24 protein-coding genes and 1 pseudogene are annotated in these 26,017 nt (G+C 71.5%); 2 read left to right on the top strand and 23 right to left on the bottom strand.

Annotated features, from left to right (window positions below; genetic code table 11):
* Positions 1 to 139 precede the first annotated feature (139 nt).
* A complete protein-coding gene (gene tsf, locus ACGFRB_RS10385) occupies positions 140 to 976 on the bottom strand; it encodes a translation elongation factor Ts (RefSeq protein ID WP_361224653.1) in 837 nt (278 codons plus the stop codon).
* 113 nt (positions 977 to 1,089) lie between these two features.
* Positions 1,090 to 1,998, bottom strand: coding sequence for a 30S ribosomal protein S2 (gene rpsB, locus ACGFRB_RS10380; RefSeq protein WP_393241423.1), 909 nt, complete (start codon positions 1,996 to 1,998; stop codon positions 1,090 to 1,092).
* A gap of 444 nt (positions 1,999 to 2,442) precedes the next feature.
* On the opposite strand from rpsB, the gene ACGFRB_RS10375 reads away from it, so the two are divergent.
* Positions 2,443 to 2,835, top strand: a complete 393-nt coding sequence (locus tag ACGFRB_RS10375) for a M23 family metallopeptidase (protein WP_393241420.1) — start codon at positions 2,443 to 2,445, stop codon at positions 2,833 to 2,835.
* 436 nt (positions 2,836 to 3,271) lie between these two features.
* Here ACGFRB_RS10375 and ACGFRB_RS10370 read toward each other — a convergent pair whose 3' ends face one another.
* From ACGFRB_RS10370 to ACGFRB_RS10270, 21 genes and pseudogenes are all read right to left on the bottom strand, one after another.
* The gene (locus ACGFRB_RS10370; protein ID WP_361225074.1) at positions 3,272 to 3,832 is read right to left on the bottom strand and encodes a helix-turn-helix domain-containing protein; all 561 of its coding nucleotides are present in this window, start codon (positions 3,830 to 3,832) and stop codon (positions 3,272 to 3,274) included.
* 57 nt (positions 3,833 to 3,889) lie between these two features.
* Positions 3,890 to 4,726, bottom strand: coding sequence for an RNA polymerase sigma factor WhiG (gene whiG, locus ACGFRB_RS10365; RefSeq protein WP_363000874.1), 837 nt, complete (start codon positions 4,724 to 4,726; stop codon positions 3,890 to 3,892).
* Positions 4,727 to 4,974: 248 nt separating this feature from the next.
* Positions 4,975 to 6,288, bottom strand: coding sequence for a DNA-processing protein DprA (gene dprA, locus ACGFRB_RS10360; RefSeq protein WP_393241416.1), 1,314 nt, complete (start codon positions 6,286 to 6,288; stop codon positions 4,975 to 4,977).
* Positions 6,285 to 7,892, bottom strand: a complete 1,608-nt coding sequence (locus ACGFRB_RS10355; RefSeq protein ID WP_393241413.1) for a YifB family Mg chelatase-like AAA ATPase — start codon at positions 7,890 to 7,892, stop codon at positions 6,285 to 6,287. Before ACGFRB_RS10355 ends, dprA begins: the two co-directional genes overlap by 4 nt.
* Complete coding sequence (locus ACGFRB_RS10350; RefSeq protein WP_393241410.1) at positions 7,892 to 8,386, bottom strand: YraN family protein; 495 nt, start codon at positions 8,384 to 8,386, stop codon at positions 7,892 to 7,894. The genes ACGFRB_RS10355 and ACGFRB_RS10350 overlap by 1 nt, the downstream gene beginning before the upstream one ends.
* Before the next feature lie 269 nt (positions 8,387 to 8,655).
* On the bottom strand, positions 8,656 to 8,964 hold the full coding sequence (locus ACGFRB_RS10345; protein ID WP_359880697.1) for a DUF2469 domain-containing protein: 309 nt from the start codon (positions 8,962 to 8,964) through the stop codon (positions 8,656 to 8,658).
* 55 nt (positions 8,965 to 9,019) lie between these two features.
* Positions 9,020 to 9,532, bottom strand: coding sequence for an NUDIX hydrolase (locus tag ACGFRB_RS10340; protein WP_393241580.1), 513 nt, complete (start codon positions 9,530 to 9,532; stop codon positions 9,020 to 9,022).
* Positions 9,533 to 9,660: 128 nt separating this feature from the next.
* Positions 9,661 to 10,542, bottom strand: a complete 882-nt coding sequence (gene lepB, locus ACGFRB_RS10335; RefSeq protein WP_393241406.1) for a signal peptidase I — start codon at positions 10,540 to 10,542, stop codon at positions 9,661 to 9,663.
* Positions 10,543 to 10,614: 72 nt separating this feature from the next.
* Positions 10,615 to 11,565, bottom strand: coding sequence for a signal peptidase I (lepB, locus tag ACGFRB_RS10330; protein WP_393241577.1), 951 nt, complete (start codon positions 11,563 to 11,565; stop codon positions 10,615 to 10,617).
* Positions 11,495 to 12,551, bottom strand: a pseudogene (gene lepB / locus ACGFRB_RS10325) (signal peptidase I); the annotation flags it as partial. The gene lepB (ACGFRB_RS10330) and the pseudogene lepB (ACGFRB_RS10325), both read right to left, overlap by 71 nt.
* Complete coding sequence (gene lepB / locus ACGFRB_RS10320; protein ID WP_393241403.1) at positions 12,544 to 13,605, bottom strand: signal peptidase I; 1,062 nt, start codon at positions 13,603 to 13,605, stop codon at positions 12,544 to 12,546. The gene lepB (ACGFRB_RS10320) and the pseudogene lepB (ACGFRB_RS10325), both read right to left, overlap by 8 nt.
* A 39-nt stretch (positions 13,606 to 13,644) precedes the next feature.
* Entirely contained in the window at positions 13,645 to 13,995 is a 351-nt protein-coding gene (gene rplS / locus ACGFRB_RS10315; RefSeq protein WP_361224677.1) for a 50S ribosomal protein L19, read from the bottom strand.
* Positions 13,996 to 14,122: 127 nt separating this feature from the next.
* Positions 14,123 to 14,944 carry a tRNA (guanosine(37)-N1)-methyltransferase TrmD gene (trmD, locus tag ACGFRB_RS10310; RefSeq protein WP_393241399.1) on the bottom strand — a complete coding sequence of 274 codons (822 nt, stop codon included), beginning with the start codon at positions 14,942 to 14,944 and terminating at the stop codon, positions 14,123 to 14,125.
* Positions 14,944 to 15,594, bottom strand: a complete 651-nt coding sequence (gene rimM, locus ACGFRB_RS10305) for a ribosome maturation factor RimM (RefSeq protein ID WP_393241396.1) — start codon at positions 15,592 to 15,594, stop codon at positions 14,944 to 14,946. The genes trmD and rimM overlap by 1 nt, the downstream gene beginning before the upstream one ends.
* A gap of 77 nt (positions 15,595 to 15,671) precedes the next feature.
* The gene (locus ACGFRB_RS10300; RefSeq protein WP_361224686.1) at positions 15,672 to 15,911 is read right to left on the bottom strand and encodes an RNA-binding protein; all 240 of its coding nucleotides are present in this window, start codon (positions 15,909 to 15,911) and stop codon (positions 15,672 to 15,674) included.
* Positions 15,912 to 15,913: 2 nt separating this feature from the next.
* Positions 15,914 to 16,360, bottom strand: coding sequence for a 30S ribosomal protein S16 (gene rpsP / locus ACGFRB_RS10295; protein ID WP_363000888.1), 447 nt, complete (start codon positions 16,358 to 16,360; stop codon positions 15,914 to 15,916).
* 157 nt (positions 16,361 to 16,517) lie between these two features.
* Entirely contained in the window at positions 16,518 to 17,111 is a 594-nt protein-coding gene (locus ACGFRB_RS10290; protein ID WP_363000890.1) for a hypothetical protein, read from the bottom strand.
* Positions 17,112 to 17,488: 377 nt separating this feature from the next.
* Positions 17,489 to 19,417: an ATP-dependent zinc metalloprotease FtsH gene (ftsH, locus tag ACGFRB_RS10285; RefSeq protein WP_393241392.1), complete on the bottom strand. Its 1,929-nt coding sequence runs from the start codon at positions 19,415 to 19,417 to the stop codon at positions 17,489 to 17,491.
* A 394-nt stretch (positions 19,418 to 19,811) separates the two neighbouring features.
* The gene (gene ffh / locus ACGFRB_RS10280) at positions 19,812 to 21,362 is read right to left on the bottom strand and encodes a signal recognition particle protein (protein WP_361224699.1); all 1,551 of its coding nucleotides are present in this window, start codon (positions 21,360 to 21,362) and stop codon (positions 19,812 to 19,814) included.
* Between the two features lie 144 nt (positions 21,363 to 21,506).
* Entirely contained in the window at positions 21,507 to 23,003 is a 1,497-nt protein-coding gene (locus tag ACGFRB_RS10275; RefSeq protein WP_393241389.1) for an ammonium transporter, read from the bottom strand.
* A gap of 382 nt (positions 23,004 to 23,385) precedes the next feature.
* Positions 23,386 to 24,855: a hypothetical protein gene (locus ACGFRB_RS10270; protein ID WP_363000897.1), complete on the bottom strand. Its 1,470-nt coding sequence runs from the start codon at positions 24,853 to 24,855 to the stop codon at positions 23,386 to 23,388.
* 432 nt (positions 24,856 to 25,287) lie between these two features.
* Here ACGFRB_RS10270 and ACGFRB_RS10265 point away from each other — a divergent pair, with 432 nt between their 5' ends.
* Positions 25,288 to 25,953, top strand: a complete 666-nt coding sequence (locus ACGFRB_RS10265) for a bifunctional DNA primase/polymerase (RefSeq protein WP_363000899.1) — start codon at positions 25,288 to 25,290, stop codon at positions 25,951 to 25,953.
* Positions 25,954 to 26,017: the final 64 nt, after the last annotated feature.

Below are 26,017 nucleotides of genomic sequence, written 5' to 3'. Positions count from 1 at the left end.
CGAAGAAGGCCATTGCCTGGGGTCCTTGCGGCTTCCCGTACGGCAATGGCCTCCTCGTCAGATCTGCGGCCGTCCCGCGCGAGCGGGTGCGGCTGCCTCAGACCCTACCGGGTCCGTTGTCCGTCGCGTACGGACGGACTCAGATGCCGACCTTGATGCGGCTGAAGCGCTTCAGGGTGACACCGGCCTCGTCCAGGATCTGCTGGACGGTCTTCTTGTTGTCAAGGGCGTACGGCTGACCGAGCAGCGTGGCGTCCTTGAAGAAGCCGTTGAGGCGACCCTCGACGATCTTCGGCAGCGCGGCCTCGGGCTTGCCCTCGGCGCGGGTGGTCTCCTCGGCGACGCGACGCTCGGTCTCGACGACCTCGGCCGGGACGTCGTCCTTGGAGAGGTACTTCGGGGCGAACGCGGCGATGTGCTGCGCGACACCCTTGGCGACCGCGGCGTCTTCCTTGTCGAGCTCGACGAGGACACCGATCTGCGGCGGCAGGTCGGGCATCGTGCGGTGCATGTACGCGGAGACGAAGCCGTCGGCGTACTGCGCGAAGCGGTCGAGGACGATCTTCTCGCCGAGGTTGGCGTTGGCCTCGTCGACGAACGCCTGGACGGTCTTGCCGGCCTCGATCTCGGAGGCGAGCAGGGCGGCGAGGTCGGCCGGCTTGGTGGCGGCGACGTGGGCGGCCAGCGCGTCGGCGACGGCGAGGAACTTCTCACCCTTGGCGACGAAGTCCGTCTCGCACTTCAGCTCGACCAGGACACCGGAGGTGTTGTCGTCGGCGATGAGGGAGACCACGGCGCCGTTCTCGGCGGAGCGGCCCTCGCGCTTGGCGACACCCTTCTGGCCCTTGATGCGCAGCGCCTCGACGGCCTTGTCGACGTCGCCGGCGGCCTCGTCCAGGGCCTTCTTGCAGTCCATCATGCCGGCGCCGGTGAGCTCGCGGAGCTTCTTGACGTCAGCGGCGGTGTAGTTCGCCATGAGTCTGTTTCTCTCTCGAAGTCTGAAAGATCGGGCGGGTCCAGCGGGGGACGGCGGGGGCCTCGTGAGCCCCCGCCGTCGTCACCCGATGGTCCTCAGGGTCCTGAAGAGGATCAGGCCTGCTCGGCGTCCGCGGCCGGAGCCTCGGCCTCGGCCTCGGCAGCGGGGGCCTCGACAGCCTCGGCCTCGGCGGCGGGCGCCTCGGCAGCGGCCTCGGCCGGCTTCTCGGCCTCGTCGGCCTTCTTCTCGCCCTCGAGCAGGTCGCGCTCCCACTCGGCGAGCGGCTCGCCGGCGGCCTTCTCGCCCGGCTTCGAGTCGCCGGTCGCGGCGCCGGAACGGGCGATGAGGCCCTCGGCGACGGCGTCGGCGATCACGCGGGTGAGCAGGGTGACGGAGCGGATCGCGTCGTCGTTGCCCGGGATCTTGTAGTCGACCTCGTCGGGGTCACAGTTGGTGTCGAGGATCGCGACGACCGGGATGTGGAGCTTGCGCGCCTCACCGACGGCGATGTGCTCCTTCTTGGTGTCGACGATCCAGACGGCGCTCGGCACCTTCTGCATCTCGCGGATACCACCAAGGGTCTTCTCCAGCTTGGCCTTCTCGCGGGAGAGGACCAGGAGCTCCTTCTTGGTGAGGCCGGAGGCGGCCACGTCCTCGAAGTCGATCTGCTCGAGCTCCTTGAGGCGCTGCAGACGCTTGTAGACGGTCGAGAAGTTGGTGAGCATGCCGCCCAGCCAGCGCTGGTTCACGTACGGCATGCCGACGCGGGTCGCCTGCTCGGCGATGGCCTCCTGGGCCTGCTTCTTCGTACCGACGAACATGATGGAGCCGCCGTGCGCGACGGTCTCCTTGACGAACTCGTAGGCGCGGTCGATGTACGACAGCGACTGGAGCAGGTCGATGATGTAGATGCCGTTGCGCTCGGTGAAGATGAAGCGCTTCATCTTCGGGTTCCAGCGACGGGTCTGGTGACCGAAGTGGACGCCGCTCTCCAGCAGCTCCCGCATCGTGACGACGGCCATGGCCGTATCTCCTTGGGTTTCTCGGTTGTTTTCCTGACGCCCCGACGCGCCATGCCACAAAGGACCGAAAGGCGCTGCCACCCGTCACGAGGACCGGTGGCGGGGCGTGCGAAGTCGACCCGGTGACCCGGGTCGCCATGGAAAGTGTACGGGACCGGGAGAGCAGCGGGTGACGGAGCTGTCCACAAGCCGGTGGTTATCCACAGATTCCACTGCCGCCGGTCACGGCCCCGTCCGCTCGGGCACTCTCGAACCATGCACATCGTCACCGCGACGGCACTGTCCGTGATCCTGCCCTGGGCTCTGCCCCTGACCCGCCCTTTCCCCTCGCCACCCCATCCTCCGCCACCGCACCTGTTGCCCCTGACCGCACCCCCGCCCGCTCCCGCCCCTGTGGCGCCACGGCGTGCCACCTGGCCGCTGGGACCACCACGCCCCGAGATCGTGCGCGGCTGGGAACCGCCACCGGGCCCGTACGCGGCGGGCCATCGCGGTGTCGACCTGGCCGCACCACCGGGCACCCCGGTCCACGCCCCGGCCGCCGGCACGGTCGCGTTCGCGGGACAGGTCGGCGGGCACGGCGTCCTCACCCTGACCCTCGCCGGGACGGGCCTCCCGCCGCTGCACACCACCTACGGCCCCGTGGACCCGCTGCTCCCGGCCGGCGCCGCGGTGCGCGCGGGCGACGTCCTCGCGTACGTCACCGAGGGCGCCCACTGTCCGCGGACCTGCCTCCACTGGGGCCTGCTGCGCGGCGACACCTACCTGAACCCGCTGCGCCTCCTGGGCACGGGCCCGTCCCGCCTGCTGCCGCTCTGGAGCCGCGCCCCGGACTGACCGGACCCGCGCACGCACGACCACAACGAAAAACGGTGGGAGGGGAGGGGGTGGGGGGAGGGGGTGGGGGCCCCTCCCTGTGGCAATCCGGATACGCGAGCCCGGTGCGGGAGCCCCGCTGGGGAGCCCGCACGAGAACAGCTCAAGGAACCGCTGCGGTCCCGGAACCAATGCCGGCCCAGGCTCCGGATGCCGAGGTGAGCGCCCGCGTCGGGCATTCTGCGGGTGCCCCACGGAAACCGGCGCGGGCACGCGCCGGCCTACGGCCCGAGCGGCACGGCCGGACGAGGGAGACGAGCCGGGACGGGGCAAGGCGCGCCGGTCCTCGGGCAGGGCCGGACGAGAATGGCGAGCCAGGGCGGGGCAGGCACGCCGGCCCTCGGCCAGGATGGGGTGGGGCCGGGACATGCCACCCCTCAGGGCGTGGCGGGGCGGCTCAGACGCCGCGGATACCGCCCAGGGCCATGGAGACCGCCGCGTCCGTGATGGCGGCGGGGTCCTCTGCGGCACCGAGTTCGAGGCGGCGGACGGCGGCGTCCACGACGCCCTGGAGCAGCATGGCCTCCAGGCGCGGCCGGGGGCGGCCCAGAGCCGTGAGCGCGTCGACGATCATGGTGACGAGGCCGCCGTGGGCGGCGCGGATCTTCTCCCGGGCGCCGTCGTCGAGTTCGCTCGCGGAGATCGCGACGACCGCGCGGTGGCGCCGGTCCCCCACCAGTTCCAGCTGCTTGCGGACGTACGCCTCGACCTTGCCCTCGGCGGTGTCGGCGCCGGCCATGGCGACTTCGACCTCGGCGGCCCAGACGGGGAAGTCGACGGCACACAGCTCCTCGACGACGGCCCCCCGGGACCGGAAGTACTCGTAGACCGAGGAGCGGGCCAGGCCCGTGCGCTCGGCGAGGGCGGGGAAGGTCAGCGCCTCCGTCCCGCCTTCGGACAGCAGGGAGCGCGCGGCGTCCAGGAGGGCGCCGCGCTGCATGGTCCGGTGCTCGGCCACGGAGGCCGCTCGAATCCTGGGCACGGATCCACTGTACGACCGGACGGACGCGAAGGGTCAGCGGCCCACGTCGGCCAGTTTGGCGCGGAGCTGGAGGACGGACTTGGTGTGGATCTGGCTGACCCGGCTCTCGGTGACGCCGAGGACATGGCCGATCTCGGCGAGGGTCAGACCCTCGTAGTAGTAGAGGGTGACCACGGTCTTCTCGCGCTCGGGAAGGGTGTTGATGGCGCGGGCCAGGAGCCGGCGCAGTTCGCGGTCCTCGGCGACCTCGACCGGGTTGTCGGCGGCGGTGTCCTCAAGGGTGTCCATGAGGGAGAGCCGGTCGCCGCCCTCGCCGCCGACGTGCAGGAGTTCCTCGAGGGCGACCACGTTGGCCAGGGACAACTGGCTGAAGACGGCGTGGAGTTCTTCGAGCGGGATGCCCATCTCGTCGGCGACTTCGGCTTCGGAGGGGGTGCGCCGGAGCTGTGCTTCGAGGGTGGCGTAGGCGCGTTCGACGTTGCGGGCCTTCTGGCGGACGGAGCGGGGGATCCAGTCGAGGGCGCGGAGTTCGTCGATCATGGCGCCGCGGATGCGGGTGATGGCGTAGGTCTCGAACTTGATGGAGCGCTCGACGTCGAACTTCTCGATGGCGTCGATGAGTCCGAAGACTCCGGAGGAGACGAAGTCGGCCTGCTCGACGTTGGACGGGAGGCCGACGCTGACGCGTCCGGCGACGTATTTGACGAGGGGTGAGTAGTGCAGGATCAGCTGTTCCCGCAGCCGTTCGTCGCCGGTGTCCTTGTACGAGCGCCACAGCTCGTCGAGTGTGGTGGGCGCGGGCGGTCGCACGGTGCCCCGGGCTGCTGGGGGCACCGCAGCGCGGTCAGACCCGGAGGTGTGCTGGGGCATGCGTTGCCTTGAGCCGTTCTGCTGTCGGGTGCGGAGAGGGCGGTTCGGGGGTCGGGCGGCGGGGGAACTTCGTGAGCGTAGCGTGAGTGCGCGGTCGCGGTGTGCGCACAGCGGTGGATGGCGCCGGTCCGGGTTGCCGTCGTCGTCCAGGTCTTCGACGGGGGGCCGTGGCGCGGGTCGGCCCCTCGGGTGCGGCCGGGAGAACTCGCTTGCTCATCGACGTCACCTTTTCACCCGAATGCTCCGGGTCAAGTACCGCCATGCCGGGCGTTCGAGGGTTCGGTTCGCCTGTTCGTCAACCGCCATTCGTCCTGCTGTCGTTCGACGAACCCGAGGGAGTGGAGTTCGTACAGTTTGGCGAGGGTGTGGTCGGGGTGGGTGCCGGCGCGGGTGGCGATGTCGGCGAGGGGCGCGGCGTGGTGGCCGGGGAGGGCTTCGAGGACGCGGGCGGTGTCGGGGGCGAGGAGGTCGCGGGGCAGGACGGGGCCCCGGCGGGGTGGGGCGAGCTCGCCGATGTCGCCGACGAGTTCGATGACGTCGGCGGCGTCGGTGACGAGGGTGGCTTCGCCGCGCAGGAGTTCGTGGACGCCCGCGGACAGTCCGCTGGTGACGGGTCCGGGGACGCCCATGGTGTGGCGGCCGAGGCTCGCCGCGGCGCGGGCGGTGACGAGGGAGCCGCTGCGGTAGGGGGCTTCGACGACGACGGTGCCTCGGGTGAGGGCGGCGATGACCCGGTTGCGCAGGACGAAGCGGCTGCGGGTGGGGTGGCCGCCGGGTGGGAGTTCGCCGACGACGAGGCCCTGTTCGGCGACGCGGGCGAGGAGCTGGGCGTGGCCTCTGGGGTAGGGGACGTCGACTCCGCAGGCGAGTACGGCGACGGTGGCGCCGCCGGAGCCGAGGGCGCCTCGGTGGGCGGCCGCGTCGACCCCGTAGGCGGCTCCGGAGACGACGACCCAGCCGCGTTCGGCGAGTCCGGCGGCGAGGGTGGCGGCGACGTGGGCTCCGTACGGGGTGCAGGCGCGGGCGCCGACGACGGCGACGGAACGCAGGGCCCAGGTACGAAGGTCGGCGGGGCCGCGGACCCAGAGGCCGAGGGGGCGGGTGTCGCCGAGATCGTCGAGTTGACGGGGCCATTCGGGGTCGCCGGGGATGAGGAAACGTCCGCCGGCGCGGGCGATGTGGTCGAGGTCGCGTGCGGGGGCGGCGGTACGGGCGCGGCGGCGCCAGCCGGCGACGCGCCGGGGGCTGATGCCGGGGAACTCGCGCTCGGCGCCTGGTTCGTACGCCGGCCCTGGGCCTGGGCCTGGTCCTGCGCCTGCACCTCTGCCTGGGCCTGTGTCCGGGTCCGTGCCTGTGCCTGTGCCTGTGCCGGGGAGTTGCGGCTGGTCCGACGGCTCGGTGAGAAGGCGCAGGAGGTCGACGGGTCCGTGGTGGCGCAGGGCGCGGCCGGCGTGTTCGTCACCGGGTTCGACGATGTGGGTGAGGGCGGCGCGGGCGAGGCGTTGCGCCTCGTGGGAGTTCCGGTTGGTGGTCGTGTCCACTCCCCTGTCGCTGTCGGTCATGACCGCCCCCCTGTGGCAGCGGGTACGCCTCGGGCGATGCCGGTGCGGAGTTCGAGGGCGAGCGCGAGGTCGTCGGCGGTGGGGCGGTCGTGTCCGGCGAGGTCGGCGACGGTCCAGGCGACCCGGAGGACCCGGTCGAGTCCGCGGGCGGTGAGCAGACCGCGTTCGAGGTCGTGTTCGACTGCGGCGAGGGCGCCCGGGGTGGAGTGGAAGCGGGTGCGCAGCGCATGGCCGGGGATGGCGCTGTTGACGGTCCACGGGGTGTCGGCGAGGCGGACGGCGGCCCGGTCGCGGGCTTCGCGGACGCGGGCGGCGACGGTGCTGCTGGGTTCACCGCGGGGGCCGTGGGCGAGGAGGTCCGAGCGGGTGACGGGTTCGGCTTCGACCCGGAGGTCGACCCGGTCGAGGAGCGGGCCGGAGAGACGGGCCTGGTAGCGGCGGATGACGGCGGACGGGCATTCGCAGCCGGTGCCGTAGCGGGTGTGGCGTCCGCAGGGGCAGGGGTTGGCGGCGAGGACGAGGAGGAAGCGGGCGGGGAGGCGGACGACGCCGGCGGCGCGGGCGACGATGACATGGCCGGATTCGAGGGGCTGGCGGAGGGCGTCGAGTGCTTTGACGCTGAACTCCGGGCACTCGTCCAGAAAAAGTACGCCGTTGTGGGCGAGGGAGACGGCGCCGGGACGGGGCAGTCCGTTGCCTCCGCCGACAAGGGACTGCGTGGTCGCGGAGTGGTGGGGTGCGCAGTAGGGCGGGTGGCGGACGAGGGGTTCGCCGGGCGGCAGGATGCCGGCGACGGAGTGGACGGCGGTGGCTTCGAGGGATTCCTGGCGGGTGAGGGGCGGCAGGATGCCGGGGAGCCGTTCGGCGAGCATGGTCTTTCCGGCGCCGGGTGGGCCGCTGAGGTAGAGGTGGTGTCCGCCGGCGGCGGCGATTTCGAGGGCGCGGCGGGCGGTGTGCTGTCCGGCGACGTCGGCGAGGTCGGGCCGGGTGTCGGCGGCGAGGCCGGTGCCCGCCCCGGCGCCGGGGAGGAGGAGTCCGGCGAGCATGGGGTCGGGGCGGCCTTCCTCGCGGGGTGGTTCGTCGGGGACGGGCTCGCCGGTGAGGACGGCGATGAGCTGGCGCAGGCTGCGGATGCCGAGGACGGAGACACCGGGGACCAGGGCGGCTTCGCCGGCGGTCTGTTCGGGGACGACGACCTGGCGGTAGCCGGCCTCGGCGGCGGCGAGGACGGCGGGCAGGATGCCTCGGACCGGGCGGACCCGGCCGTCGAGGCCGAGTTCGCCGATGAGGACGAGGTCGGCGATGGCATCGGGGTCGATGCGTTCGGCGGCCGCGAGCAGGGCCGTGGCCACGGCGAGGTCGAAGCCGGAACCCGCCTTGGGCACGGAGGCGGGGCTGAGCCCTACGGTGATCTTCTTCTGCGGCCATTCGGCCTCGGAGTTGACGATGGCGGCGCGGACGCGGTCGCGGCTCTCGCTGAGGCTCTTGTCGGGGAGTCCGACGAGGGTGAAGGCGGCGACACCGGGTTCGAGGTCGGCCTGGACCTCGACGACGACGCCTTCGACGCCGACGAGGGCGACGGAGCAGGTGCGGGCGAATCCCATCAGGCGATCCCCCGGGCGTGGGTGACGACGGGTGCGCCGCGGCGGGGCAAGACGACACCGACCAGGTCGATACGGACGGAACCCACACCCACACCCACACCCGCACCGGCACCGGCACCGGCACCGGCACCCACACGGGCACGGGCACCGGTCGAAAGCCCACCGGCCGGATTTTCGGCGGGAGTTCCAGGCGTGGTGCCGGGTGCGGGCGGTGTGCCCGGTGGCGCGCCGTACCGGTGGAGCCAGCAGGCGGCCAGGTGGCGCAGCCGTTCGGCCTTGCGCGGCGTGACGGCCGCCATGGGGTGTTCGAATGGGCCTTCGCGGCGGGTCTTGACCTCGCAGACGACGAGGGTGTCCCCGTCGCGGGCGACGATGTCGATCTCCCCGGTCCGGCCGCAGCGCCAGTTCCTGGCGAGGACGTGCAGGCCTGCCGTGGTGAGGGTGCGGGCGGCGAGTTCTTCTCCGTAACGCCCGAGTGCTTGGGTCGCGTTCATGCGGTACCACCTCCGGCACCGACTGTGACGCATCGTGACGATGCGTGTGCGCGGCTGTGGACAGGGGGCCGGTTGTGGAAAACCTGGTCACTCACACGGGTGGACCGGGGCGGTGCTCGGCGACGGCGAGAACGGCGTACGGACAGGCCGGACGGCCCGGTTCCGGCCCGGGTCCATCCCGGGGGCGCCGGGCCGCCCGGGCCACCAGCTCACCCGGTCACCAGGTCGCCTGGTCGGGCGGGTCACCGCTCGCGCGGCCCCACCGGGGCTCAGCTGCCGGGGAGTTCGAGGTCGCTCTTGTTGAGTTCCTCGATGTTCACGTCCTTGAAGGTCAGGACGCGGACCTGTTTCACGAAGCGGGCCGGCCGGTACATGTCCCAGACCCAGGCGTCGGCCATGGAGACCTCGAAGAACACCTCTCCCTGGACGGAGTGCACCTGCATCTCGTAGTCGTTGGTGAGGTAGAAGCGGCGCTCGGTCTCGATCACGTAGGTGAACAGGCCGACGACGTCGCGGTACTCCCGGTAGAGCTTCAGCTCCATCTCGGTCTCGTACTTCTCGAGGTCCTCGGCGCTCATGGCATGTTCCCCTTCAGCCGTGCGTCCCCCTATTGTGCGCCAGTCTCCCCTGTCCCTAAACGATTTCCGGGGCGAGGACGATCGGCGTACGCGGGGGTCCTTCGTCGAGCAGCCGCTGCAGCAGCTCGGCGAGTCTGTCGGGGTACACCGTCTCATGGGCCGCCGACAGTTCGGCGGAGGTCCACCAGCGCAGGCCGTCGACGCTGCGGACCTCCAGTTCGGTGAGGGCGGCGAGGGCGGTGGCGGTCTGCGTGGTGCGGGCCAGGTAGTACCACTCGTCCTGGTCCCAGCGGCGGCCGTCGAAGGGGAAGGAGCAGCGGCGGCGCCAGAGCACGGGGCCGAGCCGGACATCGGTGACCCCGGTCTCCTCGGCGAGTTCGCGCAGCGCGGCCTGCTCATGGTTCTCGTCGCCCTCCAGGCCGCCACCGGGGGTGAACCACCAGGTCACAGTGGGGTCGGCGGGTTCGTGGCCGTGCAGGAGCAGGATGCGGTCGGCGGGGTCGAGGAGGATGACCCGGGAGACCCTGCGGGCGCCCGAGGCGCCACCCGTGTCCGGGTCCGCGCCCACGGCCGCCCCCGGGCCGGTGCCGGCACCGGCGCCCGTCCCCGAGACTCGGGCACTCGCGGCACTCGCGGCGCCGCCTCCGGCGCCTGGACCGGAACCGTCCGGAGGCACGTCGTCCGCCGGTGACTCCGTCATGTCCTCACCACCCCCTCGCCGGGACGCCCCTCCCCCGTCGCCCTCTGCTTCGGGCCGAAGAGCTTGGCCAGCGGCCCGTACGCCGCCCCTGCCAGAATCAGTACACACCCTGCGACGACCGCGTAGAAGAGCGAGGCGATGGGTCCCGGCCGGGAGATGCCGCCGGGCAGGGCCTCGAAGCCGGTGGGCGGGGCCAGGACTCCCTTGGCGGGCCATACGACGGCGTCCACGCGCGCGGTAACGGCGGAGACGGCCACGGTGCCCTGACCCGCCTCCTCAAGGTGCGCGCGGGAGTCGAGGGAGGTGCGCCGGTCGTCGCCGAGGAGGAAGAGTTTCCCGGCGGGGACGGTCACGGAGAACGGCTGCCCGGTCGAGGGCAGGGTGTCGGGAGCCAGGTACGGCTCGTCGACAGGGGTGCCGTTGACGGTGAGGCGGCCGGCCTTGCCGCAGCAGGCTACGGTGTCGCCGCCGACCGCGACGACCCGCTTCACCATGGGGACGTTCGCCCACAGCGGGTCGTCGAAGACGACGACGTCGCCGCGTCGGATGTCGGTGCCGTCGACGCGCTGGGCCAGGACCTTGGAGCCGACGTCGAGGGTCGGGGCCATCGAGTCCGTGGGGACGGAGTACGGCCGGTAGAGGAAGGCCGCGACGGCGAATCCGCCGAGGAAGAGCACGCAGCCGAGGGCCACGGCCAGTCCGGACAGCACGCTGCCGAGACGGCCGTGGCCGTTGCCCGCACGGTTCGCGGAGCTCGTGCGGTTCGCAGGGCTCGTGCGGTTCGCAGGGCTCGTACGGTCGGCGCGCGGAGGGGCACTCGTACGCGAAGGGGCACTCGCGCGCCCCTCGCCGGCGCTCGTGGGCGGTGTGTCGCTCATGGGCATGGCACCTCGGATGGTCCGCCGGACCGTCCGTGCGACGGTCCGGGACGGCACCCTACCCGCGGGTCACTACTCGGCGGTATGGCCGGCGGCGCGCTTCTTGCGCCGCCACAGCACCAGCGGCAGCGCTCCGGCGAGGCCCAGGGCGCCCGGAGTGGCGGCGGCCAGTGCCTTGTCGAGGCCGGGCTGGTCGTAGGTGGCCGGGATGGGCAGCGTGGACCAGCGGTTGACCGGCCAGGCGACGACCACGGCACGGCCGACGACCTCGTCGTTGGAGACGGTGCCGCCACCGGGGAGTTCCGTGTGGAAGCGCGAGTCGAGGGAGTTCTGCCGGTTGTCGCCCATGACCCAGATGCGGTCCTTGGGGACGTGCACCGGGCCGAAGGCGGGGTCGCAGGGCACGGTGCCGGGGCGGAGGTAGGAACTCTCGTCGAGCTCCTTGCCGTTGAGGACGACCTTGCCGCCCTCCTTGCAGGAGACGGTGTCGCCGCCGACCGCGATGACCCGCTTGATGAGGTCCTTCTCCTCGGCGGACGGCATGAGTCCGATGAAGCTGAGGACCTTCTGCACGGCGTTGGGCTCGGGGGTGTCGGCACCCTCCAGCCAGCCTCCCGGGTCGTGGAAGACGACGACCTCGCCGCGTTCGGGCTTGGAGCCGAACCATGGCGTGAGCTTGTCGACGAGGACCCGGTCGCCGCGCTGGAGGGTGTTCATCATCGAGTCGGAGGGGATGGAGAACGCCTGCACAAGGAAGGTCTTGATCAGCAGCGCGAGAACGAGCGCGATGCCGATGAGCAGCGGGAGTTCCTTCCAGAACGAGCGCGGCTGGTTCCGGTCCCGGTCGCCGCCACTCTCCTCGTTCTCCCGGTTCTCCTGGCCCTTCTCGCTCCCACCGTCCTCGCCCTCGGCTCCGGAGCCGGGCTGCCCCGCGGGGTCGGAGGTCATGGCCGCCACCGCCGGGTCGGGCCGCTCCGGCCTGTCCTCGGGCTCGCCGTGTCCGGGTCGTGCGCCGACGGCCACATCCCCCACATTCCACTCCTCAGTCCATGCGATCGCCTGCCCCAGGACAGGGACAGGCCCACCACTCCCATAACGAGCAGAAGTTCCGCCGGGGTCGGGAGCCCGGGTATTCCGTTGACATGTCGCGGGGACACCGGGGACACAGTATGCGACACCCCTGGTGACGGCGCGGTCGCCGCCCGCGGTACGGAGTCGAAGGCCACGGGCCGTTCCAGTCGCCGCCAGTGGCCGATCGGCCAGGCGATGACGACGGCCCGGCCGACGACCTGTTCCTCGGAGACGGTGCCGTGTTCCGGCTCGTCGAGGTGGTAGCGGGAGTCGGCGGAGTCGGCACGGTGGTCGCCCATCACGAAGATCCGGCCCTTCGGGACCGTGACCTCGAAGGGAATCTTCGAGGGCGCGTTGCCCGGGTGCAGATACGGCTCGTCCAGCGGGACGCCGTTGACGGTGATCCGCCCGTCGTCGCCGCAGCACTTCACGGTGTCGCCGCCCACCGCGACGACCCTTTTGATCAGGTCGCGCTCGTCGGCCGACGGCATGAGTCCGATGAAGGTCAGGGCCTGCTTGAGCTGCTTGACGCCGACCGGATCGGCGGACGGGGCGGTCTCGTGGCCGAGCCAGTCGCCGGGGTCCTGGAAGACGACGACGTCGCCGCGCTGCGGCGTGGAGCCGAACCACGGGGTCAGTTTGTCGACCAGGACCCGATCGCCGATCCGGATCGTCTGCTCCATGGAGCCGGAGGGGATCACGAACGCCTGCACCAGGAAAGTCTTCAGGACGAGGGCGATGAGGACGGCGACCCCGACGAGGACCGGGATCTCCCGGACGGTGGAGCGCTGCCGGCGCCGCTGGACCTTGCGGGCGACACGCCGGCGCTCGGCGCGGCCCGGTGGCGTACGGGTCTCGTCCTCGGCGCTGTCCGTACCGTCTGCTCCGCCGTCGTGTCCCCGGCCCCGGCCGGTCGTGGGCCGGCCCCGGCTACCCATGACCACCCCCGGCACCGGCGCTCTCGGCCCCGGTGTTCCCGGATCCAGCGGTCCCGTTCCCGCTTGCGTCCCCGTTCCCGCTGACGTCGCCGTTTACGTCCCCGTTTACGTCCGTGCTTCCCGCGTGCCCCTGCCGGCTCGCCGTCCACGCGGGCACGGCGTCGAACGCGTCCGTACGGGGCACGGTGGACCAGCGGCCGAAGGGCCAGCCGATCCAGTCGGCGCGCCCCACGACCATGTCGACCGGGACCATTCCGCCGCCCGGCTGACCCAGGTGGTCACGGGAGTCGCTGGACTGGCTGCGGTGGTCGCCCATCACCCACAGGGTGCCCTCGGGGACCACGATGTCGAAGGGCACGTGGGACGGCTGGTCGCCGAACATCACGTATCCGGTCTCGCGCACGGGTACGCCGTTGACGCTGATCCGGCCGTCCTTGTCGCAGCAGACCACCCGGTCTCCACCGGTGCCGACGACCCGCTTCACGAAGTCGGTCTCGTCCGGCCCGGCGAGGCCGAGGGCCGCCGCGGCGGCGTGCAGGGCGCCCGTGACCGGGTTTCCGGCGGGCTGTTCCTGGAGGAAGGATCCGGTGCCGTCGAAGACGACGACGTCACCTCGGCGCGGCTCGTCGCCGAAACGGTACGCCAGCTTGTTGACCAGGATCCGGTCGCCGACCTGGAACGTGGGCTCCATCGAGCCGCTGGGCACCAGGAAGGGCTGGAGGACGAAGTGGCTGAACAGCAGCAGGAGGACCATGTAGGCGATGCCGATGAGTCCGGTGCGCCGCCAGGTCAGCGGCCCGGATGTCCCGGCGCCGCCTTCGTCGGGCTCCTCCGGGTCCGTACCGTCGCGCTCCGGCGTACCGTCGCGCTCCGCCGCGCCGTCGTGTTCGCCCGTATCGTCACGCTCCCCCGAAGCGTCGTGCCTCTCGCTGCCGACGGGTACTCCCTTACCGTCGCGACCGGCCCCTTCCGGGCCCGGAACGCGCGCGGAGCGCGATCGCTCCTCCTCGTCGGAGGAGCGATCGCGCTCCGTGTGCTGTGCTGCGGTGTCCATCGGGGGCAGAGCTTATCCCGCCACCCTGTGGATCCCGGCTCAGTTGTCGCGCTTCTCCTTGATCTTGGCGGCCTTGCCGCGCAGCTCACGGAGGTAGTAGAGCTTGGCGCGACGGACGTCACCGCGGGAGACGAGCTCGATCTTCTCGAAGATCGGGCTGTTCACCGGGAAGGTGCGCTCGACGCCGACGGAGAAGGAGACCTTGCGGACCGTGAAGGTCTCGGAGACGCCCGAGCCCTGACGGCGGATGACGACACCCTTGAACTGCTGGATACGGGAGCGGCTGCCCTCGATGACGCGAACGTGGACGTTCACGGTGTCACCCGGACGGAAGGCCGGGACGTCGGAACGCAGGGAACCGGCGTTGATCTGGTCGAGCAGGGAGGCCATGGAGGTCTCTTTCCTCGCCGATGCCACAGGTCATCAGCGGTACGTACGAATGGTTTGGAGATGCCGCGGCCCTGGCGGGCGTCGTTCCCCCTGTGGCAGGGGCGCGCGCCGGACGTACGACAGCGCCCTATTCTTCCACGGCCCCGGGCCTGCGCCAAAATCGGCCGCCGGGCTCGGGGGCCCAGCCGAGGATGGAGAGGGTCTCGCGGTCCTTCTTGTCGAAGGCGGCGGGGTCGCAGCGCTCGATGAGGTCCGGACGGTTGGCGGCGGTACGGCGGAACGCCTCGTCGCGGCGCCAGCGGGCGATCTTCCCGTGGTGCCCGCTGAGCAGGACGTCCGGGATCTCGCGCCCGCGCCACTCCGGCGGCTTGGTGTAGACGGGGCCTTCGAGCAGGTTCGCCATGGCGCCGGGGGCGAAGGAGTCGTCCTGGTGCGACTCGGCGTTGCCGAGGACACCGGGCAGCAGCCGGGCGACGGCCTCGGTGACGACGAGGACGGCGGCCTCGCCGCCGGCCAGGACGTAGTCGCCGATGGAGACCTCGTAGACCGGCATCCGGGTGGCGTACTCGTCGATGACCCGGCGGTCGATGCCCTCGTAGCGGGCGGGCGTGAAGATCAGCCAGGGCCGCTCGGAGAGCTCGACGGCGAGTTCCTGGGTGAAGGGCCGGCCGCTGGGCGTGGGGACGACGATGGCCGGACCGCGGGCGCCGGACTCGTAGCCGTCGGCGAGGGTCTGGTCGAGGGCGTCGCCCCAGGGGCCGGTCTTCATGACCATACCGGGGCCGCCGCCGTACGGGGTGTCGTCGACCGTGTTGTGCCGGTCGTACGTCCAGTCGCGCAGGTTGTGGACATGGACGTCGAGCTGGCCGCGGGCGCGGGCCTTGCCGACGAGCGAGACGTTCAGCGGTTCGAGGTACTCGGGGAAGATCGTGACGACGTCGAGGCGCATCAGGACGCGTCCTCACCGGACGTACGCCCCTCGGCACCGTCTCCATTGCCGGTCTCGGCTTCGGCTTCGGCCTCCGCGTCACCCTCGGAAGCGGTCTTTGCCTCCGCCTCGGCGTCGCGCTGCGAGGCGACGACGGCCTCACGCTCGTCGATGAGTCCGGGCGGCGGGGCGATGACGGCGCGCTGGTTCTCCAGGTCGATCTCGGTGACGATCTCCGAGACGAAGGGGATCATCACCTCGGTGCCGTCGGGCCGCTCGACGATGAAGAGGTCCTGGGACGGCAGGTGGGAGATCTCCGTGATCACACCGATCTCGGTGCCGTCGGCGAGGACGACGTCGAGGTCGACCAGCTGGTGGTCGTAGTACTCGTCCTCCTCCTCGGGCAGCTCGTCGGGGTCGACGTCGGCGATGAGAAGGATGTTGCGCAGGGCCTCGGCCCCGTTGCGGTCGGTCACACCCGCGAAACGGAGCAGCAGCCGGCCGCTGTGCACCCGGCCGGTCTCGATGGTGAGCGGCCCGGCGGAGGCCGGGTCCGTGTGCAGGACGGCGCCGGGTCCGAGCCGCAGCTCGGGCTCGTCGGTCCGCACCTCGACGGTGACCTCGCCCTTGATGCCGTGGGCACGGCCGATCCGAGCGACTACCAACTGCACTGGTGAACTCTCCTGTCGTACGGCAACGGGCCGGGGAGGGCGGCATGCCCTCCCCGGCCCGTGCCGGTGTCAAAACTTCAGCGGGCCTGGTCCACGTCGACGAGGTCGACTCGGATACCACGACCGCCGATGGCACCCACGACGGTGCGCAGCGCACGCGCGGTGCGGCCGTTGCGGCCGATCACCTTGCCGAGGTCTTCGGGGTGAACCCGGACCTCGAGAACGCGGCCGCGACGCAGGTTGCGCGAGGCTACCTGCACGTCGTCGGGGTTTTCGACGATGCCTTTGACGAGGTGCTCGAGAGCCTCCTCGAGCATGATCAGGCCTCGGTCGACTCGGTGGACTCGGCCTCGGAGGCCTCGTCCGCCTTCTTGTCGGCCTTCTTGGCCTTCGGGGTGATGGCCTCACCCTTGGCCTCGTCGCCCTCGAGAGCCTTCGCGAACTCGTCGAAGGTGGCGCGCTTGGCTTCCTTGGTCGCCGGGGCGAGCAGCGGCTTCTCCGGGGCGGGGAGGCCCTTGGCCTTCTGCCAGTCGCCGGTGAGCTTCAGGATGGCGAGAACCGGCTCGGTCGGCTGGGCGCCGACGGACAGCCAGTACTGCGCACGCTCGGAGTCGACCTCGATACGCGACGGGTTGTACGTCGGGTGGTAGAGGCCGATCTCCTCGATCGCGCGACCGTCACGACGGGTGCGGGAGTCGGCGACGACGATGCGGTAGTGCGGCTGGCGGATCTTGCCGAGGCGCTTGAGCTTGATCTTGACTGCCACTGGAGTGGTGTCTCCTGAACTTGACGTGGTAGGGCACCGGACGGGATGCCACGTGGGGTTGTGGTACCCGAGTGCCCGATGGACGCGTCAGCCGGAGGAGAGAGGGGTCCTGTGCGACTGTCGAGTACAGCTGTCCATTGTGCCACACGCGGCGGGGTCAGCTCGCGGCGCCCACGGTCTCCGGAATTCGGAAGGGCTTGCCGCAGCCGCCGCAGACGATCGGCGCCTGGGCGAGCACCGAGGGCACCACGCGTACGTTGCGCCCGCAGTCGCAGACGGCCTTGACCCGTACGCCGCCGCCCGAGGAACCGTGCCGGGCGGCCGGTCCGCGGAAGGAGCGCTTGGTATCGGCGGCGGTCGCGACCGTGTGCGCCTTGAGCGCGCGCTGGAGCCGCTCGATGGTGGGCCGGTAGCGGCGGCGCGCCTCGGCGTTGAGCGTGACCAGGGAGAAGCCGCTACTGGCGTGCGGCTCCTCGGGATGGTCGAGGCCCAGCTCCTCGGCGATCGCGAGGAATCTGCGGTTGTGGTAGCGGCCGGCGCGGGAGGTGTCGCGGACACCTCTGGCGGCGGCGATGCCGTGGACTGCCTCGTGAAGCAGTCGTTCGAAGGAGAGTTCGGCGCCACAGGCGGACGACGACTCTCCGATCAGGGACTCGGGCGCGGCAAGGTCCGGCAGCTCGGGGTGGTTCCGTTGAATGTCGGACCACGCCTGTGCCAGCTCTGCGGCGAGAACAGGTGGTGTCGTGCTCACGTCGGATACAACGAGCCGGACGCCTTCCGGGTTCCATTCCGGGGCAACTCAAATATTTTGCACGTACCCGTCAGTCGGTACGGATGTGTGGGGGCCGGTGCGTTCGACGCATAGGCAGGCGCATACACCCTGGCGCGCGGGCATGTCACGCGCGCCGGGCAGACGTGGAAGGGACAGTACCGCTTCCCTGCCCGACTTCGGGCACCGGCCCCGCGTCTCCGCGCGAAGCTGGCCGGATACCGTCCTGGGACGTCCGATTTCCGGACGCTGCCGACCGTGATCAGGGGCCGGCGACCGGGAGTCGCGCCCGGGAATCGTGATCGGGGGCCACGAAACGTGGTCGGCCGCCGAAGAAGGCCGACGACGAACGAGCCTCCTCAGGAAGTGTCCTTGGCGAGCCGGGGGATACCGGCCGCCCGGTAGGCCGCGGCCTCCTCCAGGGTCTCGTTCTCCAGCAGGGCCGCGGCGAGGGCGTCGAGCTTGTCGCGGTGCTCGCGCAACTGGCGTACGGCGCTCTCGTAGCACTCGTCGACGATGCGGCGCATCTCGGCGTCGACCCGGTCGAGGGTGGCGGGCGCGGCGGAGAGCCCGTACGCCTGCTGGGCATCGGCGGGGATGGCGGTGAGGCGGCCGACGCGCTCGCTCATGCCCCAGCGGCCGGCCATGCCCCGGGCGATGCTCGTGACCTGCTCCAGGTCGCTCTCGGCGCCCGTCGTGACGACACCGAAAACGACCTGTTCGGCGGCCATGCCGCCCAGCGCGCCGATGATCCGGCCGCGCAGGTACTCCTCGGTGTAGGCGTACTTGTCGCCCTCGGGGGTGGACAGGGTGACGCCGAGGGCGCGGCCGCGGGGCACGATGGTGATCTTGCGGACGGGGTCGGCGCCGGGCTGGAGCATGCCGAGCAGGGCGTGGCCGCTCTCGTGGTACGCGGTGCGGCGGCGTTCCTCGTCGGGCATGACGAGCGGGCGTTCGGCCCCGAGCTGGACTTTCTCCAGGGCGTCGGAGAGATCGGACTGGGTGACGACCTGCTGGCGGCGCTTGACGGCGAGCAGGGCGGCCTCGTTGGCGAGGTTGGCGAGCTCGGCGCCGGTCATGCCGGGGGTGGTCTTGGCGACATGGGCCAGGTCGACGTCGCGCGCCAGGGGGATCTCGCGGGTGTGGATCCGCAGGATCGCCTCGCGGCCGCCCCGGTCGGGCGGGTTGACGTGGACGACCCGGTCGAAGCGGCCGGGGCGGGTGAGGGCCGGGTCGAGGACGTCGGAGCGGTTGGTGGCGGCGAGCACGATGACGCCTTCGGAGCCGGTGAAGCCGTCCATCTCGGTGAGGATCTGATTGAGGGTCTGCTCGCGTTCGTCGTGGCCGCCCATGCCGGCGCCGCCGCCGCGGGCGCGGCCGATGGTGTCGATCTCGTCGATGAAGACGATCGCGGGGGCGACCTTGCGGGCCTCGGCGAAGAGCTCGCGGACGCGGGAGGCGCCGACGCCGACGATCATCTCGATGAACTCGGAGGCGGAGGCGGAGAAGAACGGCACGCCGGCCTCCCCCGCGACGGCGCGGGCGAGGAGGGTCTTGCCGGTTCCGGGCGGTCCGGCGAGCAGGACGCCGCGGGGCATCTTGGCGCCCATCGCGCGGTAGGCGGCGGGGTTCTTCAGGAAGTCGACGACGTCGTTGAGTTCCCCTTCGACCTCGTCGATGCCGGCGACGTCGTCGAAGGTGGTGCGTTTGCCGCCTTCGAGCTCGACGGGTTTGGGCGGGGCCTTGCGGCCGAGCATGCCGCCACCCGCGCCGCCGAATCCGGTGCTCATCCGGCGGGCGATGAACACCCACAGCAGAACCAGGAGCAGCATCGGCGCGAGCGAGAGGAGCAGGTTGGCGAGGAAGCTGCGTTCCTCGACGACCGGTTTGGCGGTGACGGTGACGTGCTGCCGGGTGAGTTCGTCCCACAGCTTGTCGTCGGCGAAGGCCGGGCGCTGGGTCTGGAACTTGGTGTAGTCGCCCTTGCCGTCGTCGGGGACGGGCTGGGCCTTCTTCAGCTCGCCCTGGATGGCGTCGCCCTTGGAATAGATCATGGAGACGTTGCCGGCGGCGACCTGTTTGCTGAACTCGGTGTACGAGATGGTCGCCTCGTCGCCGTGGTTGAAGAAGGACAGGACCAGGTTGGTGACGAGGTAGACGATGAGGGCGACGAGGATGACGGCGCCCCAGCCGCCGGGCATCTTCCGCCGGGGTGGCGGGGGCGGCGGTGCCCCTTCCGAGCGCCAGGGCTGATCGGTCCGGTCGCGCGGGGGTACGGGGTTGGCCACGGGTGTCTCCTCGGGGCCTGGGTCCGGTCTCTTCGGGTCGCACCGGGCTCGCGGGGCCCCGCCTCGTACGGAGGACGGGCCCGGGGTCCGGCAGTGGCCCCAGTATCGGCGAACCGGGCGTTTCCGGCATGACGGGCGGCGCGGACGGGCCGCGGGCGACAAGGGCCGGCCGGGCGGGCGGCGCTCGGGCGGTCCACACGGTCCGAGCCGTCCGTGCGGGTCGTCCGTGCGAGCGGGCGGGTGGGCTGCCGGGACACGGGGGGGGCGAAGCTCCCGGATACGCCGAAGGGGCCCGGCGCGGTGCCGTACCGGACGTGTCCGGTCTCGTACCGCTCCGGGCCCCTTCGCGAAGAGAGCCGGGTGACGCGCGCGCCCGTCGCGGGCGCCGGGCGCGTCAGCCCATGAACTTCTTGAACTCGTCCGGCAGCTCGAAGTCCCCGGCGTCCTGGCCGGCCGGCAGCCCGAAGGCACCGCCGGACTGCGCCTGCTCGCGCTTGACCTGGGCGGCCTGCTCCTCGGCCTTCCGCTTCATCGGGTTGCCGCTCTTGCGCTTGCCCTTGGCCTGCTTGATCTGCTTCTTCTGCCGGCCGGCGCCGCCGCCCATGCCCGGCATCCCGGGCATCCCCGGCATGCCGCCGCCCTGCGCCATGCGGGACATCATCTTGCGGGCCTCGAAGAACCGCTCGACCAGGCCCTTGACGGCGCTGACCTCGACACCGGAACCCTTGGCGATACGGGCACGGCGCGAGCCGTTGATGATCGTCGGGTCCTGGCGCTCGGCCGGGGTCATCGACTTGATGATGGCGCCGACGCGGTCGACCTCGCGCTCGTCGATGTTGTTGATCTGCTCCTTCATCTGGGCCATGCCGGGCAGCATGCCGAGGAGCTTGGAGATGGAGCCCATCTTGCGGACCTGCTCCATCTGGGCCAGGAAGTCGTCGAGGGTGAAGTCCTGGCCCTTCTTGGAGGCCAGCTTCTCGGCGACCTTGGCGGCCTCCTCCTGGCTGAAGGTCTGCTCGGCCTTCTCGATGAGCGACATGATGTCGCCCATGCCGAGGATGCGGGACGCCATGCGGTCCGGGTGGAACGCGTCGAAGTCGTCCAGCTTCTCGCCGTTGGAGGCGAACATGATCTGCTTGCCGGTGACGTGCGCGATGGACAGCGCGGCACCACCGCGGGCGTCGCCGTCGAGCTTGGACAGCACCACGCCGTCGAAGCCGACGCCGTCGCGGAAGGCCTCGGCGGTGTTGACCGCGTCCTGACCGATCATGGCGTCGACGACGAAGAGGACCTCGTCGGGCGACACGGCGTCGCGGATGTCCGCGGCCTGCCGCATCAGCTCCTGGTCGATGCCCAGGCGGCCGGCGGTGTCGACGATGACGACGTCGTGCATCTTCGAGCGGGCGTACTCGATGGAGTCCTTGGCGACCTGGACCGGGTCGCCGACGCCGTTGCCCGGCTGCGGGCCGTAGAAGCCGACGTTCGCGCGGTCGGCGACGACCGAGAGCTGGTTGACGGCGTTGGGGCGCTGGAGGTCGCAGGCGACGAGCAGCGGGGTGTGGCCCTGGCTCTTGAGCCAGACGCCGAGCTTTCCGGCGAGGGTGGTCTTACCGGCACCCTGGAGACCGGCGAGCATGATCACGGTCGGCGGGTTCTTGGCGAACCGCAGCCGGCGGGTCTCGCCACCGAGGATGGAGACCAGTTCCTCGTTGACGATCTTGATGATCTGCTGGGCCGGGTTGAGCGCCTTGGAGACCTCGGCGCCGAGCGCGCGCTCCTTGACGCTCTTGATGAAGGCCCGGACGACCGGCAGCGCCACGTCGGCTTCGAGCAGGGCGATACGGATCTCACGCGCGGTGGCGTCGATGTCCGCCTCGGACAGGCGACCCTTGCCGCGGAGGTTCTTGAAGGTCGCTGCAAGGCGGTCGGAGAGGGTATCGAACACGGCGGTCGCGGATCCTCGGTGTCGTGGGCGGGCGTACGGACTGTCCTCCAGGGTATCCGGCCGCTCGATGTCCGTGTCCGCGCCCGCCGGATCCGGTGCGCCCCGGCCGGTCGGGAACGCCCTCCGGGGCGGCGGGCGCGAGTCTCAAGCGTCGACTTTCTCCCTTTTCTCCCTCGCCGTTTCCCCGTCCGGGGCCGTCCCGCCCGGGGCCGCGGGGGTCACGGGGAAGGCAGGGGCGGCGCCGGCGGCGGGCGCCGGAGCGGGACGTACGGTACGGCCCCCAGCGCCCCCATCCGCCCCACCCATCCCACCGACCGCGTCCGTCCCGCCGACCGCGCCGACCGCACCGGCTTGGTCCGCCGGGTCCGTCTCGTCGAGGACGTACGCGCTCTCGGCGTGCTCGGCCCGGTCGATGCCGCTGATCTCGTCCGCCTCGGGGACCCGCATCCCGATCGTCTGGTGGAGGACGAGGGCGAGCAGCGCGGAGACGAGGAGCGAGTAGGCGAGGACGGTGCACACGCCGAGGGCCTGGACGCCGAGCAGTCCGGGGCCGCCGCCGTAGAGGAGGCCGCGGGCGTCGGACTGGACGCCGCCGGTGGCGAAGAGGCCGACGAGGAGCGATCCGGCGATGCCGCCGACGAGGTGGACGCCGACGACGTCGAGGGAGTCGTCGTAGCCGAAGCGGTGTTTGAGCCCGACGGCCATGGCGCACAGCACTCCGGCGATCGCGCCGATCGCGAGGGCGCCGAGCGGGGAGCAGGAGCCGCCGGAGGGGGTGATGGCGACGAGGCCGGCGACGGCGCCCGAGGCGGCGCCGAGGCTGGTGAAGGCGCCGTGGCGGAGCTTCTCGTAGCCGAGCCAGGCGAGCATGGCGGCGGCGGTGGCGACCTGGGTGTTGACGAACATGACGGCGCCGACGCCGTCGTCGTTGCCGAGCCAGGATCCGGCGTTGAAGCCGAACCAGCCGAACCAGAGGAGTCCGGCGCCGAGCATGACGAGGGGGAGGTTGTGGGGGCGAGCCGTCTTGTGGGGGAAGCCGGTCCGTTTGCCGATGACGAGGATCACGCCGAGGGCGGCGGCGCCCGCGTTGATGTGGACGGCGGTGCCGCCGGCGAAGTCGATGACGCCGAGTTCGTACAGCCAGCCGCCGCTGCTCCAGACCCAGTGGGCGACGGGGAAGTAGACGGCGGTGACCCACAGCGCGACGAAGAGGGCCCAGGCGGTGATCTTGACCCGGTCGGCGAGGGCGCCGCTGATCAGGGCGGGGGTGAGGACGGCGAACATCAGCTGGAAGACGGCGAAGACGTACACGGGGATGGTGGAGCCGTGCCACAGCTCGGTGAGACCGATGCCGCCGAGGCCCACGTAGTCGAAGGACCAGCCGACGAGGGAGGCGGTGTCGGTGCCGAAGGCGACGCTGAAGCCGTAGAGCACCCACAGGACGGTGACGATCCCGAGGCTGACGAAGCTCATCATCAGCATGTTGACGACCGACTTCACGCGGACCATGCCGCCGTAGAAGAAGGCGAGCCCCGGGGTCATCAGCATGACCAGGGCGGTGCACAGGAGCATGAAGCCGGTGTTGGCGGCGGACAGCGCGGGTGGGTCGGCGGCGGCCAGGGGTGTGAGGGCTGCGGTCATCGGCGTCTCCTCGTCTCGTCGCCGATGACGGCCGGGCGCGTACGGGACGTACGGGCGGGGCGGCGGCGCCAAGGGCGGTGGCGGTACTGCGCCCGAGCGTGACGCGGGCCGGTTTCCGGCGGTGCCGTGCGGTGTTTCGCGGCGGTGACGGGGGTGGCGAGTGTGTTACGCGACCGTGAACGACCGGGCATATGCCCGGATCGGGGGCGGGTGGCCTGTCATATGCCCGGATCGGGTGCTCCGCGCGGCCTCCCACCACCCCGCCATGGGCCGGCCGCGCCGGTCGTCCGTGTGTCCTGTGCGGCGGGGGAGCCGAGTCGGGCTTACGGGACGGCCGGCGCGGCCGGTGTTCTCGGGGAGGGCGGCGCGGGGCGCCGCGGCCTCAGACGGCTTCCGCCGCCTCGGGGAGGAGGGAGGTGAGCCGGTCGGTGAGCCGGACGACCTCGGCGACGTGCCCGAAGTCGCGGGCCGCGGTGTCGACGGTCTTGCGCAGCCGGTTGTTGAGCCGCTCGGAGCGGACCTTGCGGGCGATGCCGAGGGCCTGTTCGGCGAAGACGGCGGACTGTTCGGGCTCGCGCTTGAGGAGGTGGACGGTCGCCATGCCGACGAGGTTGAGGGCGTAGGACCGCTGGCGCTCGGGGTCCTTCCCGAAGAGTTCGACCGCCCGTTCCATGACGGGTTCGGCGAGCGAGGCGTACGTCGGGGAGCGTCCGGCGACATAGGCGAGGTCGCGGTAGGAGTGGGAGTTCTCGCCGTTGAGTTCGGCCTCGGAGAAGAAGCGGATCCAGTCGGGGTCGGGCTCGCCGTCGAGTCCGGCGTCGGCGAAGGTGTCCTCGGCCATCCGCACGGCGCGGCGGCACTTGGCGGGCTGGCCCATGTTGGCGTAGGCGCGGGCCTCCATCGCGTACAGCATGGACTGAGTGCGCGGGGTGGCGCAGTCGCGGCTGCCGTACTGGGCGAGGTGGATGAGTTCGAGGGCGTCGTCGGGGCGGCCGAGGTGGATCATCTGCCGGCTCATCGAGGAGAGGATGTACGAGCCGAGGGGCTTGTCACCGGCTTCCTTGGCGGCGTGCAGGGCGAGCACGAAGTACTTCTGGGCGGTGGGCTGGAGTCCGATGTCGTAGCTCATCCAGCCGGCGAGTTCGGCGAGTTCGGCGGCGCAGCGGAAGAGGCGTTCGGTGAGCTCGGGCCGCTGGGGTTCCTGGAGGAGGTCGGTGACCTCGTGGAGCTGGCCGACGACGGCCTTGCGGCGCAGTCCGCCGCCGCACTGGGCGTCCCACTGGCGGAACATCGCCGTGGTGGATTCCAGCAGGTCGATTTCGGACGCGGACAGGCGGTGGCCGCGCCGCTCCTCGGTGGGGGCGGCCGGGCTCTCGCCGGGCGGGGTGGGGACCAGCCAGCGCTGCATGGGTTCGACGAGCAAGGGCCCGGCGGCGATCTGGAGCGAGGAGCCGAGGAAGCCGCGGCGGGCGAGCATGAGATCGCTGCGGGAGAACTCGCTGAGCAGAGAGACGGTCTGGGGGCCGGCCCAGGGCAGGTCGACGCCGGAGACGGACGGGGTCTGGTGGGCGGTGCGCAGGCCGAGGTCCTCGACGGCGACGACGGAGCCGAAGCGTTCGGAGAGCAGTTCGGACAGGATCCGCGGGATGGGCTCGCGGGGCTGCTCGCCGTCGAGCCAGCGGCGCACGCGGGAGGTGTCGGTGGAGATGTGGTGGGCGCCCATCTGACGCGCCCGGCGGTTCACCTGGCGTGCCAGCTCGCCCTTGGACCAGCCGCTGCGCACGAACCAGGAGCCGAGTCTCTCGTTCGGGCGCTTGCCGGCAGCCGTACCGTCCGCGCCGTTGCCGTTCACTGGAACGCCCCCATCTGCCCGCCTGCCGTCACGCTCGGATCCCCTGCCAGGATGCCTTGTCTTCCGGGCCCCGTCCGACGTTTGCCCTCCTTCGAACAGAAGCAGGATTAGCGCGGGCGGGCGGTCGCTCGTGGTCGATGGCCGGGGGTTCGCGTACCGAAGGTAATCCTACGATCACCCCCTCGGACATGGCGCTTAGCGAAACGCCACCATTCGCCACCCCTTCGATGGAACGCGCCGCGCGCCGGACGCGATTCACTTGACATGCGACGGACCGGAGAGGCGCATGGCAGCGCCCGGAGGCGCGCGCCCGGCTCCGCACCACCCGTATCGCATCGGCGCGCCTCGACCATTTCGTAACAGGGCGTGGCATGACGTGACAGCGGACATCGGGTCCGTAACCACCGGCGCGTCCGACCCGTTGGAGGGGGCATGGGTTTCACGATCAGCGGCATTCGTGAGATGCGGTCCGGCTCACGTCGCCGCGTACGCACCACGGAGTGCACAGCGGTGGCCGAGTACACCGGACTGTGGGGCTGGGACGTGGTCCCGGGGGCGCGGGCGGATCTGGCCGGGCACTGCTCGTGCGGGGATCCCGGCTGTACGGCCCCGGGGGCGCATCCGCTCTCCTTCGCCGAGCCGGTTCCGGCGGGCGCGGGCCTCGCCGAGGCGGCCGGGATCTGGTCGCGTCATCCGGGGGCGGCGATGCTGCTGCCGGTGGGCCGGGCCTTCGACGTACTCGACGTGGCCGAGACGGCGGGCCGGCGGGCGCTGATCCGTCTGGAGCGGATGGGGCTGCCGCTGGGGCCGGTGTGTGTGACGCCGACCGGCCGGGCGCGGTTCTTCGTGGCGCCGGGCGCGGCGGCGGGGCTGCCTCGGCTGCTGTACCGGATGGGCTGGGACGACGCGGATCTCGATCTGCGCTGTCTGGGTCCGGGTGCCCATGTCACCGCTCCGCCGTCGGATCTGGGCGGCCTGGGTCCGGTGCGCTGGCTGCGTCCGCCGACCCTGGACACGGCGGGCGCTCCGCCCGAGGCCCGGTTGCTGCTCGGCACTCTGGCGTACATCTGCCACCGCACGGGCCGCGCCGCCCGCTGACACGGCGCCCGCGCTGGTCTGCGTGGACATATGGGTGAGGCCCCGCCATCGGCGGGGCCTCACC

Source organism: Streptomyces sp. NPDC048718 (assembly GCF_043198875.1).
Classification (GTDB): Bacteria; Actinomycetota; Actinomycetes; order Streptomycetales; family Streptomycetaceae; genus Streptomyces.
This window is presented reverse-complemented; position numbering and strand designations above follow the sequence as displayed.